Here is a 13,464-nt window from a genome sequence, read left to right on the forward strand (position 1 = left end):
CCTGGGTGGGGCGGCGCTCCGCGAGGGGCGCCGCTTTTTCGTACCTGCACGCTCAGACCGCGGCCGAGATCGCTCCCACGTTGAAGGCCGGATGCCGGTCCATCAGCGGGCGGGGAGGGGGGATGTGGCGGACGTCCCGGAAGCCCGCGTGGCGCAGGCAGTCGTCCCAGGCCTCGGGGGTGAGGAAGCCGTGCCGGGGCCGCCAGCGCGGGTCGAGCTTCACCTCGGTGAAGCTTCGGATGAAGCTGAAGAAGAATTCCAGGTAGAGGGGCGTGTCGAGGGTGGGCTTCAGGCACTCGCCGATCACGAGGCGCCCGCCGGGCCTCAGCCGGCTCCGCAGGTCGAGCAGGGTGGCTTCGAGATCCTGGGCCACGTGCAGGACATTGATCCCCACGATGGCGTCGAGGCTCTCCGGCTCGATGCCCTGGCCCCCCAGGGGCTGGTTCAGGTCGAGGGTCTGGAAGCAGAGGGGGAGTCCGGGTGCCGCCTCCGGAAGGCGCCGCCGGGCCCGGTGGATGAAGGTGGGCGCCACGTCGGTGAAGCGGTACTCCGCCATCCGGGAAAGCCAGCCTTCGGCGGCGCCCCGTGCGGCCACAAGCTGGGCGAAGGAGCCCACGCCGCCGCCCAGCTCCAGGATCCGCGCGCCTTCCGGCAGCCCCTTTCGGAGAGCCAGGAGCGTCAACAAGTTGTTGGGGAAGTAGACGAGGTTCTCGTTGCGGAAGTAGGCGAGCCAGAGAGGGAAGAGGGACAGCCCGAAGAGCAGGGAATCCCCGTCCTTCCCGTCCGTGAAGAAGGGACGGATGTGGGAGCGCACCCCGTCGAGGAGGTCGAAGTTGGCCGCATGTCCCGGCGCCTCGGCTTCCACGGCCTCCCGGATGCCGGCCAGGTCCAGATCGGGTTTGCTGGACAGGACGAAGCGGTCGCCCTCTTGGGCGAGCATCCCCTCGCTGGCGAGGAAGGGCAGCATCCAGGCCAGGGGCTTGCGGGCCTGGGCGGGCAGGCCTTCACACAAGGATTCGAGGGTTGCCCCCTGCCGGAGCCGGGCCTCCCATCCCAGATCGAAGAGCAGGTGCAGGCAGGTCCGCGCGGTGTAGAGGCCCGAAGCCCGGTGCAGGGCCAGGAAGGGGCGCGTCAGGAGGGACGAGATCTCCGGTCCCTCGGGCCCCAGCAGGTCGAGACCCGGAGGTCCGTCGATGGGCCCAAGGCGGACGGCCATCAGTCCATCATTTCGCTGATGCTGCGGCCTCCATGGATGCGGAGGATGGCGTCGCCGAAGAGGGCGGCCGTGGAGAGCACCCGCAGGTTGGGCAGGGCCTTGGCGCGATCCGGGGGAACCGGGATGCTGTCGGTGATGACCAGCTCGTCCAGGTTGGCGGAGTTGAGGGTCTCCACCGCGTTCCCTGAGAGGACGCCATGGGTGACGCCCACGCGGACCGTCCTGGCCCCGAACTCGCGCAGGATGCGGGCCGCCTCCTTGATGGAGCCGCCCGTGGCGATCTCGTCATCGTAGATGATGGCGTCGCGGCCCTTCACGTCGCCGATGAGGGCCACGCTCTGGGCCTTTTCGGAATCGTCGAAGCGGCGCTTGTCGATGATGGCCATGGGCACGGAGAGGCGCTTGGCGAAATGGCCGGCGAACTTGGCGGCCCCTGCGTCCGTGGCCACCACCGTGGTGTTGGTGAGATCCTTGGTCTTGAAGTAGTTCGTGAGGGTGGGCGTCGCCAGCAGCTGATCCGCGGGCTTGCGGAAGAAGCCCAGGATCTGCGGCGCGTGCAGGGTCATGGTGAGCACGCGGTCGGCGCCGGCGGTCTCCAGCAGGTCGGCCACCAGCCGGGCCGTGATGGAGATGCGCGCCTCGTCCTTCTTGTCGCTGCGGGCGTAGGGGAAGTAGGGGAGCACGGCGGTGATGCGGGCCGCGGACGCGAACTTCAGCGCGTCGATGAGGATCAGCAGCTCCAGCAGGTTGTCGCTGACGGGCGGGCAGGAGGTCTGGATCACGAAGACGTCCGATTCGCGGACGTTCTCCTCGATCTTCACCTTGATGTTCTCGTTGGAGAACCGGGTGATCTTGAGCTTGCCCAGGGGCATCCCCATGTGTGTGGCGATGCCCCTCGCCAGCTCCGGGTGGCTGCTCCCGGAAAACACCTTCATCTCGCCGAACATGGATCCCCCGATCTCGATTCCAAGTGTAGCCGAGGCCCTGGGTGGAGGTCGTCACAGGGATGAGGCGGGAGCAGCCTGGCCCGGCTCCGGCTCAGTTCTCGTCGGCGCTGGGCCCGTAGATGGAAGGAACCGGCACATCCAGCATGCGGAGGTAGACGGCGACCTGGGCCCGGTGGTGGATGAGGTGGTTCATGACGAAGCCGCGGTAGACCGCGATGCGCGGCATGGCGAAGAGGACCTGGCCTTCGTTCTTGAGGGTCCAGACGACCTGGAAATCCTCGTCGGAGGCCTGGTTCAGGGCGTTCAGCGCGCCCTCCACGGCCGCGTCCAGGGTGCGCAGCAGCCCCTCGGTGGTCGCGCTCGGCTTGGGCTGCTTCGCCCGGGTCTCCGGCAGGCCGAAGTCCAGCTCCGTCTCCTTCAGGGTGGTGATGGCCCACCCCGGGATCGTGACCAGGTGGTTCGCCAGGTCATGGAGGGTGAAGGACTTGGGGTGTGGACGGTAGTCCATCCGGTCCGCGGGGATGCGCTCGATCACCCGGCGCAGGGTGGCCGTTTCGTGTTCGAACTCGGGGAGGAGGGCTTTGGCGAGGGCCATGGGGGCTCCTTGGGTGATGGAGGACCATCATGACGCTGGCTCCTGACAGCCTGGTGGCAGGAGTGTTCAGAGCCTGGTCTTTTCCGTCCTGATTTTTCCCAGGTAGTCCTCCAGGCCCTGGCCGGCCACCGCCTCGAAGGGCCCGAGGAGCTCGCTGGCCTGGATGCGGTCCACGCGGAAGGTCCGCAGCGCCTCGCGGAGCTCGCACCAGGCCGCCAGGTGCCAGCGGTACCCCCAGAAGATCACCCCCAGGGGCTGAACCACCCGCACCGAGCCTGTCCCGTCCGCCCGGGCGTAGGTGATCCGGACCCGGCGCTGCTCGCGGAGGCCCTGGCGGAGATCCCCGAGGAAGCGGGCGGTCTCGGGCGGCACGTGGAAGTCGGGGACCAGGAAGGGGAGATCCGAAAGGGCCGTCCGCCGGCCCGGGGGCAGGACGGCCTCCACCTTCCGGAGCAGGCTCTCCGCCGCCGCCCGGAGCGAGGGATCGCCCCAGGCCGCCGCGACGCGCGCCCCCAGGAGCAGGGCCTCGGCCTCTTCGGCGTTGAACATGAAGGGCGGTAGGTCGAAGTGGCGCGGCAGGCTGTAGCCCACCCCGGCCTCGCTCTCGATGGGCACACCGGAGGCCATGAGGTCGGCGATGTCGCGGTAGAGCGTCCGTTCGCTGACGCCGAGCTCCCGGGCCAGCTTCGCGGCGGTGCTGATGCGGTCGCGCCGGAGCAGCTGGACGATCTGGAACAGGCGGTCGGCGCGGCGCATGAGGATCGGAGATCTGGGGCGTCGGTCCGGACCAGGCCTAGACTCGGCCGCCGCCCACGCGCTCGATGCGGGCGCCCACGCCCTGGAGCTTCTTCTCCAGGCCGGCGTAGCCGCGGTCCAGGTGGTAGATGCGGTCCACGATGGTCTCGCCCGTGGCCACGAGGCCGGCGATGACCAGGGCGGCGCTGGCCCGGAGGTCCGTGGCCATGACCGTGCAGCCCGTCAGCTCCGCGGGGCCGGCCACGATGGCCGTGTGGCCGTCCGTGCGCAGGTTGGCGCCCAGGCGCTCCAGCTCCATGGCGTGCTGGAAGCGGTTCTCGAAGATGCCCTCGTTGATGACGCTGATGCCGCAGGCCTGGGTCATGACGGCCATCACCTGGGCCTGCAGGTCCGTGGGGAAGCCGGGGAAGGGCAGCGTGGTGACGTCCTTGGAGCGCAGCTTCTGGCCACACTCGCGCTGGATGCGGAGCTGGCGGCCGTCCTGGCCCTCGCGCTCGGTGATGACGCAGCCCGAGCGCTCCAGCAGGTCCAGCAGGGCCCGCAGGTGCTCGGGCTCGCAGCGGTCCAGCACCACGTCGCCGCAGGCGGCGGCCACGGCGCACAGGTAGGTGCCCGCCTCGATGCGATCCGGGATGACAGCGTGTTCGCAGCCATGGAGCCCCTCGACGCCGGTGATGGTGAGGGTGCCCGTGCCGATGCCCTCGATCTTCGCGCCCATCTTGACCAGCAGCTGGGCCAGGTCGCCGATCTCCGGCTCCTGCGCGGCATTGCGCAGGACCGTCGTGCCCGCCGCCAGGGCCGCGGCCATGAGGAGGTTCTCGGTCGCGCCCACGCTCACCTTCGCGAAGGCGTGGTCGATGGCCTTGAGCCGGCCCTTCACCGAGGCGTGGATGTAGCCGTGGCTGATCTCGATCACGGCGCCCATGCGCTCCAGGGCCTCCAGGTGCAGGTTCACGGGCCGCGCGCCGATGGCGCAGCCGCCGGGCAGGCTCACGGTGGCCTTCCCGAAGCGGGCGAGGAGGGGCCCCAGTACGAGAATGGAGGCCCGCATGGTCTTCACCAGCTCGTAGGGGGCCTTGGGATCCTCGCTGCCCCCGCAGGCCAGCTTCGCCGTCAGCTCGAAGCCCTCGCCTTCGGGCTCCAGCGCCGCCTCCGTGCCCAGGGACTGGAGCACCTTCACCATGGTGCGGATGTCCGCCACCGCGGGCAGGTTGGACAGCACGACGGCATCCGGCGTCAACAGGGCCGCTGCCAGGCAGGGCAGGGCGGCGTTCTTCGCCCCCGACACCCGGATGCGCCCCCGCAGGGCCTGTCCACCTTGGATCACCAGTCGGTCCATCGAAACTCCAGCCTTCCAGCGTAGCCCAACCTTGCGGAGGGGGGACGAATCACCATGCTTGAAGTGGGGCTGGGCGGAGGGAGGCCATGAAGGTTTACCCCGGTGCTCCCACCATGAAACCCGGCGACCCCCGAACCTGGATGTGGACCCGCGCCCTCGAGGTGCTGAACGAGGCCGAGCGCCTGCAGAAGCAGTTCTTCCACGTGGGCCGGTCCGCGTCGCGCCGTCCGGCCTGGGAACCGCCGGTGGACATCTTCGAGTCCGAGGGAGGCCTGCGCATCGTGGTGGCTCTGCCGGGCCGGTCCGTCGACCGCCTGAAGGTGCTCTGGGAAGGGACCGATCTGGTGATCAGCGGGGAACTACCCGTTCCCTGGAAGGACCGCGTCGGCGCCATCCACCGCGTGGAGATCCCCCACGGCCACTTCGAGCGCCGGATCGAGGGCCTGCCCCCGGGGCTCGAAGTCGTCCGGAATGAATGGAGCGACGGCTGCCTGCTCCTCACGATCCGGAAGGCTGGCGGGTCATGACCAGGATCCATGGATCGCGGGCCGGCCGCGAACCCGTCAGGGAGGCCGAGCCGGAGCCGCTGTCGGTACCCGACCTTCCCAAGGATGCCGCGGCCATCATCGCCGTGCCGAAACTCGACCTCTTCCCTGGCATGGTGACGGTGGTGACCATCGGCCAGGGGCAGCCATCCGTCATCGCGGCGCAGGAGGCCATCAAGACGGAACGCGGGCTGGGGCTCCTGTTGCAGCGGGATCCCGCCAAGGAGGAGCCGGGACCGGAAGACCTCTATCAGGTCGGGACCCTGGCCCACATCCTCCGGTTCATCACGACGCCGGATGGCTCCCACCACCTCATCTGCCACGGGGAGCAGCGCTTCCGGGTGCTTGAATTCCTCGACGGGTGGCCCTTTCTGGCCGCCCGCATCATCCGGGTCCGGGAGGACGACACTCTGTCCAGCGCCCTGGAAGCCCGGCTCGTCACCCTGCGCCAGCAGGTGCAGGAATACGCCGAAGCCCTCCCCATGCCTCCCCTGGAGCTGATCAACGCCATCCGGCAGCTCAATGCGCCAGGACCGGCCGCCGATCTGGTGACGGGGCTGATGGACATCAAGGCCCAGGACAAGCAGGACATCCTCGAGACCTTCGATGTGCGGGAGCGGCTGGACAAGGTGCTGGCCCGCATGGCTCACGCCCTGGAAGTGATCCACATGTCCCGCAAGATCACCGAGCAGACGCGGGAAGCCATGAACGCCCAGCAGCGGGAATTCCTTCTGCGCGAGCAGCTGAAGCAGATCCAGAAGGAGCTCGGGGACACGGACGAGACGGCGGCGGAGCTGGAGGCGGTCGCGAAGGCCATCGCCGACGCGAAGATGCCGGAAGACGTCGAGAAGCAGGCCCGCAAGGAGCTGAGGCGCCTGCAGCGCATGCCGGATTCGGCCGCCGAATATTCCATGATCCGCACCTACCTTGACTGGCTGACCGAGCTGCCCTGGTCCCGCGAAAGCGAGGCCGGCATCGACATCTCCGAGGCGCGGACGATCCTGGACGCGGACCACTACGGCCTGGAGAAGGTCAAGAAGCGCATGCTCGAGTACCTGGCGGTCCGCAAGCTCAACCCCGGGGGGAAGAGCCCCATCCTGTGCTTCGTCGGACCTCCCGGGGTGGGGAAGACCTCGCTCGGGCAGAGCATCGCCCACGCCACTGGGCGAAAGTTCGTGCATGCGAGTCTGGGCGGCGTCCACGACGAGGCGGAGATCCGGGGCCATCGGCGCACGTACATCGGCGCCCTGCCCGGCAGCATCATCCAGGGCATCCACAACGCCGGCACACGCAACCCGGTGTTCATGCTGGACGAGATGGACAAGCTGGGCGCCGGGGGGTTCCACGGCGATCCCGCCTCGGCCCTGCTGGAAGCCCTGGATCCGGAGCAGAACAGCACTTTCCGCGACAACTACCTCGGCCTCCCCTTCGATCTGTCGCACGTGATGTTCATCGGCACGGCCAATGTGCTGGAGACCATTCCCGGCCCGCTCCGCGACCGCATGGAGGTGATCCAGCTCCCCGGCTACACGGAGGAGGAGAAGCTCGAGATCGCACGCCGGTACCTGGTGGGGCGGCAACTGGCCACCAACGGGCTGACGGCGCCGCAGTGCGCCTTCGAGGAGGGGACCCTCACCGGCATCGTCCGGGACTACACGCGGGAGGCCGGCGTGCGCAACCTGGAGCGGGAGATCGGATCCGTGCTCCGCCACGTGGCCATGGGCGTGGCCGAAGGCAGGCTGGAGACCGTCCGCGTGAAGCCGGAGGATCTGGGCGAGATCCTCGGCCCGCCCCGGTTCGAGTCGGAGAGCGCCATGCGCTCGGGAAGGCCGGGCGTGGCCACGGGGCTCGCCTGGACCCCCGTGGGCGGCGACATCCTGTTCGTCGAAGCGGCCCGGATGCCGGGCAGCGGCAAGCTCCTCCTGACCGGCCAGCTGGGCGACGTGATGAAGGAGAGCGCCCAGGCCGCCCTGTCCCTCCTGAAGGGGCACCTGGGCGAGCTGGGCCTGGCGGGCGAGGACTTCGAGCGGCTGGATGTCCACATCCACGTGCCGGCCGGGGCCACGCCGAAAGACGGGCCCAGCGCTGGCATCGCCATGTTCGTGGCGCTGGTCTCCCTGTTCACCGGACGCTCCGTCCGGAGCGACACGGCCATGACTGGAGAGATCTCCCTGCGGGGGCTCGTCCTGCCGGTGGGCGGCATCAAGGAGAAGGTGCTTGCGGCCCTGCGCTCAGGGATCACCCGGGTCATGCTGCCTTCCCGGAATCGGAAGGATCTGGAGGATATCCCGCCCTTGGCCCGGGAGCGCCTGCGGATCATCTGGATCGACCAGGTGTACGAAGCGCTCGGCGCGGTCCTGGAAGAAGGCCCCTGAGGCGGGCGGCATGCGCTTTCCCATGAACAAGGAGGGCCCGGTCCGCGTGGATCCGGGCCCTGGCCTTCAGGAGCGCCTACTTGGCCTCGGCGGCGTAGGCGTTGGGGTTCGCCTTGACCTTGGCGGCGCATTCATCGCAGCAGACGGTCAGCTCCTTGCCCGCCACCCGCACCTTGATCCCGCCGTCCTTCATGTCCCAGTCGCACACGGGGCACTTTTCGATGCTCATGGACTTTCTCCTCGTGGGGGTTCGACGTGAGGCCACCATGGCCGCCGGGCTCGAACCCTGTGAGAACAAAGGTAGGAAAGGGCGGATTCTCAAACTTCCAGATTCTTGCTCATTTGACGCAGCGTTCGAACGCTGGCGTTCCTTCGCACATTCGAAGGCGTCCGGCCGAATTCCTTCCGGAAGGCGTCCGCGAAGTGGCTGTGGCTGGAGAAGCCGAGCTCCAGGGCCAGGGCGGTCAGATCCGCCTCGCCGCCCGCCAGGCGATCCAAGGAGGCCCTGAGGCGCAGCAGGGTGAGGTAGCGATGGATGGAAATCCCGGTGCGCTGCTGGAACACGCGGGCGAAGTGGAAGGGCGAGGCGTGGACGGCCTGGGCCACCTCGTCGAGGCTGAGGCGTTCCCCCAGGCGGGCCGCGAGGTGGCTCTTGGCCGCTTCGACGAGGGCCTCATGATCGGCTTCCGTGCCCTCCCGGCGGGGACGGCGGGGATGGCCTTGCTGGGCGAAGGCGGCCTCCAGGGCGTCGGCCACGATCTGGAGGGCCGTGACATCCACCCAGAAGGGCTCCAGGGCTCCGGCCCCTGCTTCCAGGCGCCGCACCAGTTCCCGGTGCCTCCAGAAGACCGTCGAATCACAGGGGCCGGACACGAAGGGGAAGGGCTGCTCCGGCCGATCATCCACCGTGGGATCCAGCTCCCGGATGATGTCCTGGAGGACGCGCGGCGCGACGGCGAATACCGTGCCCCTGTCTCCGCCGTCGCCAGGGTGGCTCACGCGATACGTGGATCCCTTCGAGAAGAAGACCGCCTGGTTGACGTCCGCGGTGGCGTGGCTCCGGCTGAAATGCCGGCAGAAGGCGCCATGCCGCATGAGAACGAGCGTGTTGGCGTCGGAGGCCTCTTCGGGCCCGGGGCCGCCGCCGCAGGCATGGCAGCGGTATTCACGGACGCCGACGAGGGGGCTGTCGTACAGGCCCCGGAAGGCGACGGGAATGTCAGGGCGACCCGGCATGCCTTCATCCTAGTGCACCCTCCGGGGAGGCGGCGGGCTGGTTTCCGGGCCACCCTGTCGCGACAGTTGTACGCCTTGGATCATGGCCCTCCCACCAGCATCCCCGGGCCTCCCGGCTGATCACCCGGCGGCCGGCCCGCGCAGGCGGAAGGGCTGGAGCCGTCCATAGCTCAAGGAGCGCCAGATCCATTCCAAGGGGCCGAACTGGAATCGTGCGAGCCACCACCGGCTGGCCAGGACCTGCAGCCCGTAGACCACGACTCCGAGCAGGGTGGCGGAAGCAAGGCCCATGCGGTCGTAGAGGCCCAGGCCCCAGTGATAGAAGATGCCCGTCATGACGAGGCTCTGGGCCAGGTAGTTCGTGAAGGCCATGCGCCCCGGCCAGGTCAGGACCCGAAGCCGGCGGCGCCAGGTCTCGTCCTGCCAGAGCAGCAGCAGGCCGGCCCCGTACCCGAGGGCGAGGATCATGGGTTGCAGGGTGGTGAGGGCGCGGAGCGGCAGCAACCAGCGGGAGAGGGGCCAGTGGGAGAGGGCCCAGGCCCTGGCCGGAGGCGTGTCCCGGCCGGCCCACACGAGGCCCAGGAGGAGACCCAGGGCCAAGCCCCCCTTGGCGACGCGGCGGAGCAGGGGGAGGTGGGCGGCCGGATCCTTCAGGAGGCCCGACTTCCAGATTCCGAGACCGACGAGGAAGTTCAGGATGGAGTATCCAAGCCCCCCCAGGAGCAGGCCGCTGGCGTCATGGAGCCAGTCCCGGAGGCGGAAGACGAGGATCTGCCACCAGGAGCCTTGCCCATAGGCGGCCAGGCACTGGCTGGTCCAGGCGCGGGCGGCGGCCAGCTCGGCGGCGGAAGGCATCGGCGGGGCGCCCCGGCGCAGATGGAAGATTGAGACCACGAGCGCGATCCCCAGCCCCAGTCCCCAGAGAGAGGCTGCCCAGATCCAGACGGTGCGGGCCCGCCTTCCCAGGAAGGGCAGCAGGAGGAAGCCGCACAGTGCATAGGCGTGGAGGATGTCCCCCATCCAGAGCAGGAGGATGTGCAGGATGCCGAACCCGAGCAGGACCGCGAGCCGGCGCCGGATGAAGGGACCGAAAGCCTCCCCCCTCGCTTCGATCCGCTCCTTCTGGATGCTCAGGCCCACGGCAAAGAGCATCGAGAAGAGGGTCATGGCCTTTCCGGAAAGGAAGACGGTGGTCAGGAAGGCCGTCGCCCCGTCAGCCAGGCTGGGCCAGGATTCCCGGAGAGACTGGACCCGCGCCTCGGGCGCGAAGAACCATGGCACGTTCATGAGGAGGACGCCGAACAGGGCCGCCCCGCGGAGGGCGTCCAGGTGACCCAGCCGCTCGGATTGGGACACCGGCCGGGCCTCGAGGTGATCCATGCGGGCTCCTGGGATTGGACGGAAGCCTATCGGGAGTCCGGCCTCCCCGCGAGGCCGGAACCGAGGAGCCTCCCCTGGAGGGACCCGCCCGGGAGCGGGCCCCAGGTTCGTCCATCCTGGCTATCCGGCCGGTTGTCGCCCAGGACCAGGTACCCGGCCCCGCAGGTCTGGCGCCCCGCGCCGTTCCGCTCGGGATGCAGGACCCAGGGTTCCTCCAGGCGCCGGCCGTCGATCCAGAGATCCGGGCCGTCCCAGCTCAGGGTCTCGCCGGGAAGTCCCAGCACGCGCTTCACCGAGGGCCCGTGGGGGCCCGCGACGACCCAGACCTCCCCCCTCCTGGGTCTGTGGCTGGCCCATGCCCGCACGGCCCAGCGCAGGTCGCCGTCGCGGAGCGCGGGCTCCATGCTGTGCCCTGACACCCGGATCGGATGCAGCACCGTCAGGGGCGACAGGGCCAGGGCCAGGGCGGCCAGGGGGATCCAGGGTTTCACGGGCGGACGGTCAGCCGCCTTCCCCGTCCGTCCGTCAGCGCGAGTTCCTTGAGACGGGCGGGGGCGGAGACGAAGGGGGCCAGCTCGATCAGCAGCCGCCGGGCCAGGGCCAGGGGACCGTCCAGGCCCAGCTCCGATAGGAGCTTCCCCTGGAGGGGCGCCAGGCTGCGGTCCAGGGCCGCTTCCAGATCCCGGAAGTCCACCACCACGTCGAAGCTGTCCAGGCCCGGGCGGGTGGCCACCACCTCCACGGTGTAGTCGTGGCCCTCCCAGGCCTCGCCCGTGCGGAACACCACCGACAGGGGGCGGGTCACGGCGGCTTCGAAGATCAGGGGTACGGCGGGACTCAAAGGGGGCTCCGGAAACTGACTCCAGGTCGGGCCTTCAGTTTGTCATGGGCAAGGCTACACTGGGCCTTCGACCGCATACCTGATAACCGGGTGAGACAATGATCGGCCTCCGGCTCCTTGCCGAAGGACGAGCTGAACCTTGAATGCTGGAGGGATTGCCATGAAGGCCCTGGAAATCGCGCTGTTCTGGATCATGACCCTGGCTGCGGGCGGGTTCTTCGCGTGGACCATCCGCCTGCGCATCGCCACCCTGAAGGCGGGCCTGCCAGACAACCGGTTCGACCAGCCCTGGGTGCGCCTGAAGGGCGTCTTCACCCTCGCGCTGATGCAGAAGCGGATGGTCCGCGACAAGTACGCGGGCTTCTACCACATCCTCATCTTCTGGGGCTTCTGCGTCCTGTCCCTGCGCACCATCGGGCTGGTGCTGGAGGGACTCTTCCCAGTCTTCCACATGACCGAGGCCCTGGGCGGCTTCGGACTGGGCTACCAGGCCACCAAGGACGTCTTCGAGGTGCTGGTGCTCCTGGGCCTGGGCCTCGCCACCTTCCGCCGCCTGGCCGCCAAGCCCTGGCGCCTGGAGAACTCCTGGGATGCCTGGGCCACGCTGAGCCTCATCGGCGGCCTCATGGTCACGGACCTCTTGGCGGACGGCGCCTTCGTGGCCCTGCACCATCCCACCTGGGCGGCCTGGTCTCCTGCGGGCGTGGCCGTGGCCGGCTGGCTGGGCGGAATGAGCGAAACGGGCCTCACCGTCCTCTACAAGACGATGTGGTGGCTGCACCTGGCCATCCTCTACTTCTTCGCCAACTTCCTGCCCTACTCCAAGCACTTCCACGTCTTCACCAGCCTCTTCAACATCTACTTCCGCGAGCTGGAGCCCCAGAAGAACCTCAAGCCCATGGACCTGGAGGCCGAGCACTTCGGCATCAACAAGATCCAGGACTTCAGCTGGAAGCAGATGCTGGACTTCTACACCTGCGTGGAGTGCGGCCGCTGCCTGGAGAACTGCCCCACGACGCTCACGGGCAAGCCCCTCCGGCCCAAGAACTTCGGCAACGACCTGCGCGACTACCTGAAGGCCACGCCCCTGGAGCAGATGGCCCAGGACAAGCCCGTGCCCGAGGACCGCAAGCTCATCGGCGGGCCCGTGCCCGAAGGTTCCTTCTGGAAGCGCGATGACGAGCACGCCCCCTGGAGCAAGGAGCAGCTCGAAGGCTGGATCAGCCAGGACACCATCTGGGCCTGCACCAGCTGCGGCTACTGCGAGTGGGCCTGCCCGCTGCAGATCAGCTTCGTGGACAAGCTGGTGGGCATGCGCCGCTACCTCACACTGGAGGAGAGCGACTTCCCCGCCGAGGCGCAGACCGCCTTCAAGGGCATGGAGCGCCAGGGCAATCCCTGGAACCTGCCCCAGGCGGATCGTGCCAAGTGGGCCGAGGGCCTCGAAGTCCCCACCTTCGCGGAGAACCCCGAGGCCGAGTACCTCTTCTGGGTGGGCTGCGCTGGCAGCTACGACGCGGCTGGACAGAAGGTATCCAAGTCCCTGGTGAAGCTGCTGAAGGCCGCGAACGTCTCCTTCGCCATCCTGGGCACCGAGGAGAGCTGCACCTGCGAATCCGCCCGGCGCCTTGGCAACGAATACCTCTACCAGTCCGCCACCGAGGCCAACATCGAGACCCTCAAGGGCCATGGCGTGAAGAAGGTCGTCACCAACTGCCCCCACTGCCTCAACACCCTGAAGAACGAGTACCCGGCCTTCGGCGGCGACTTCGAGGTGGTGCACGGCACGGAGCTGGTGGCCAAGCTGATGTCGGAAGGCAAGCTCAAGCTCGACCAGAAGGTGGACGTGGACCTCACCTACCACGACCCCTGCTACCTCAGCCGCATCAACGGCCAGGTGGAGGCCCCCCGCGCCATCCTGGACGCCATCCCCGGCGTGAAGCTCACCGAGATGGAGAAGCACGGCGAGGCCACCATGTGCTGCGGCGCCGGTGGCGGCCGGTTCTGGCTGGAGGAGCACCTGGGCAAGCGCGTGAACCACGAGCGCTTCGAGCAGGCCCTGGAGACCAAGGCCACCACCATCGCCGTGGGATGCCCCTTCTGCAACGTCATGCTGAACAACGCGGCAGGCGAGACCAACCACGAGGGCGTGGCCACCACGGACGTGCTGGAGCTGGCGGCCAAGGCCCTCAAGGCCTGAACCACCCGGCCAGGGTTACCCACCGGGGCGCGCC

13 protein-coding genes are annotated in these 13,464 nt (G+C 68.7%); 3 read left to right on the forward strand and 10 right to left on the reverse strand.

The window, feature by feature from the left end:
- Positions 1-52: 52 nt before the first annotated feature.
- The 5 genes from ML539_RS00765 to murA form a co-directional block, all read right to left on the reverse strand.
- Entirely contained in the window at positions 53-1,216 is a 1,164-nt protein-coding gene (locus tag ML539_RS00765) for a class I SAM-dependent methyltransferase (protein ID WP_243319702.1), read from the reverse strand.
- Positions 1,216-2,163: a ribose-phosphate pyrophosphokinase gene (locus ML539_RS00770; RefSeq protein ID WP_243319704.1), complete on the reverse strand. Its 948-nt coding sequence runs from the start codon at positions 2,161-2,163 to the stop codon at positions 1,216-1,218. The genes ML539_RS00765 and ML539_RS00770 overlap by 1 nt, the downstream gene beginning before the upstream one ends.
- Positions 2,164-2,254: 91 nt before the next feature.
- Positions 2,255-2,758: a DinB family protein gene (locus ML539_RS00775; protein ID WP_243319706.1), complete on the reverse strand. Its 504-nt coding sequence runs from the start codon at positions 2,756-2,758 to the stop codon at positions 2,255-2,257.
- A 66-nt stretch (positions 2,759-2,824) separates the two neighbouring features.
- Positions 2,825-3,514, reverse strand: coding sequence for a YafY family protein (locus ML539_RS00780; protein WP_243319709.1), 690 nt, complete (start codon positions 3,512-3,514; stop codon positions 2,825-2,827).
- Positions 3,515-3,551: 37 nt separating this feature from the next.
- Positions 3,552-4,853 carry a UDP-N-acetylglucosamine 1-carboxyvinyltransferase gene (murA, locus tag ML539_RS00785; RefSeq protein WP_243319712.1) on the reverse strand — a complete coding sequence of 434 codons (1,302 nt, stop codon included), beginning with the start codon at positions 4,851-4,853 and terminating at the stop codon, positions 3,552-3,554.
- A gap of 86 nt (positions 4,854-4,939) precedes the next feature.
- Between murA and ML539_RS00790 the strand changes: the two genes are divergently transcribed.
- Complete coding sequence (locus ML539_RS00790; protein ID WP_243319714.1) at positions 4,940-5,380, forward strand: Hsp20/alpha crystallin family protein; 441 nt, start codon at positions 4,940-4,942, stop codon at positions 5,378-5,380.
- Complete coding sequence (gene lon / locus ML539_RS00795; RefSeq protein ID WP_243319716.1) at positions 5,377-7,773, forward strand: endopeptidase La; 2,397 nt, start codon at positions 5,377-5,379, stop codon at positions 7,771-7,773. The genes ML539_RS00790 and lon overlap by 4 nt, the downstream gene beginning before the upstream one ends.
- A gap of 76 nt (positions 7,774-7,849) precedes the next feature.
- Here the strand turns inward: lon and ML539_RS00800 are convergent, their stop codons facing one another.
- The 5 genes from ML539_RS00800 to ML539_RS00820 all read right to left on the reverse strand — a co-directional run bounded on the left by ML539_RS00800 (position 7,850) and on the right by ML539_RS00820 (position 11,230).
- Positions 7,850-8,002, reverse strand: a complete 153-nt coding sequence (locus ML539_RS00800) for a hypothetical protein (RefSeq protein WP_243319718.1) — start codon at positions 8,000-8,002, stop codon at positions 7,850-7,852.
- Between the two features lie 89 nt (positions 8,003-8,091).
- Positions 8,092-9,009 (reverse strand): AraC family transcriptional regulator, encoded by a 918-nt coding sequence (locus ML539_RS00805; protein ID WP_243319719.1) that lies wholly within the window; start codon positions 9,007-9,009, stop codon positions 8,092-8,094.
- A 120-nt stretch (positions 9,010-9,129) separates the two neighbouring features.
- Positions 9,130-10,389, reverse strand: coding sequence for a DUF418 domain-containing protein (locus ML539_RS00810; RefSeq protein WP_243319721.1), 1,260 nt, complete (start codon positions 10,387-10,389; stop codon positions 9,130-9,132).
- Positions 10,390-10,415: 26 nt separating this feature from the next.
- A complete protein-coding gene (gene lepB / locus ML539_RS00815; protein ID WP_243319723.1) occupies positions 10,416-10,880 on the reverse strand; it encodes a signal peptidase I in 465 nt (154 codons plus the stop codon).
- Positions 10,877-11,230 carry a hypothetical protein gene (locus tag ML539_RS00820; protein WP_243319726.1) on the reverse strand — a complete coding sequence of 118 codons (354 nt, stop codon included), beginning with the start codon at positions 11,228-11,230 and terminating at the stop codon, positions 10,877-10,879. The genes lepB and ML539_RS00820 overlap by 4 nt, the downstream gene beginning before the upstream one ends.
- 160 nt (positions 11,231-11,390) lie before the next feature.
- Here ML539_RS00820 and ML539_RS00825 point away from each other — a divergent pair, with 160 nt between their 5' ends.
- Positions 11,391-13,430, forward strand: a complete 2,040-nt coding sequence (locus tag ML539_RS00825; protein WP_243319728.1) for a (Fe-S)-binding protein — start codon at positions 11,391-11,393, stop codon at positions 13,428-13,430.
- Positions 13,431-13,464: the final 34 nt, after the last annotated feature.

This window comes from Geothrix sp. SG200, assembly GCF_022808935.1.
Classification (GTDB): domain Bacteria; phylum Acidobacteriota; class Holophagae; order Holophagales; family Holophagaceae; genus Geothrix; species Geothrix alkalitolerans.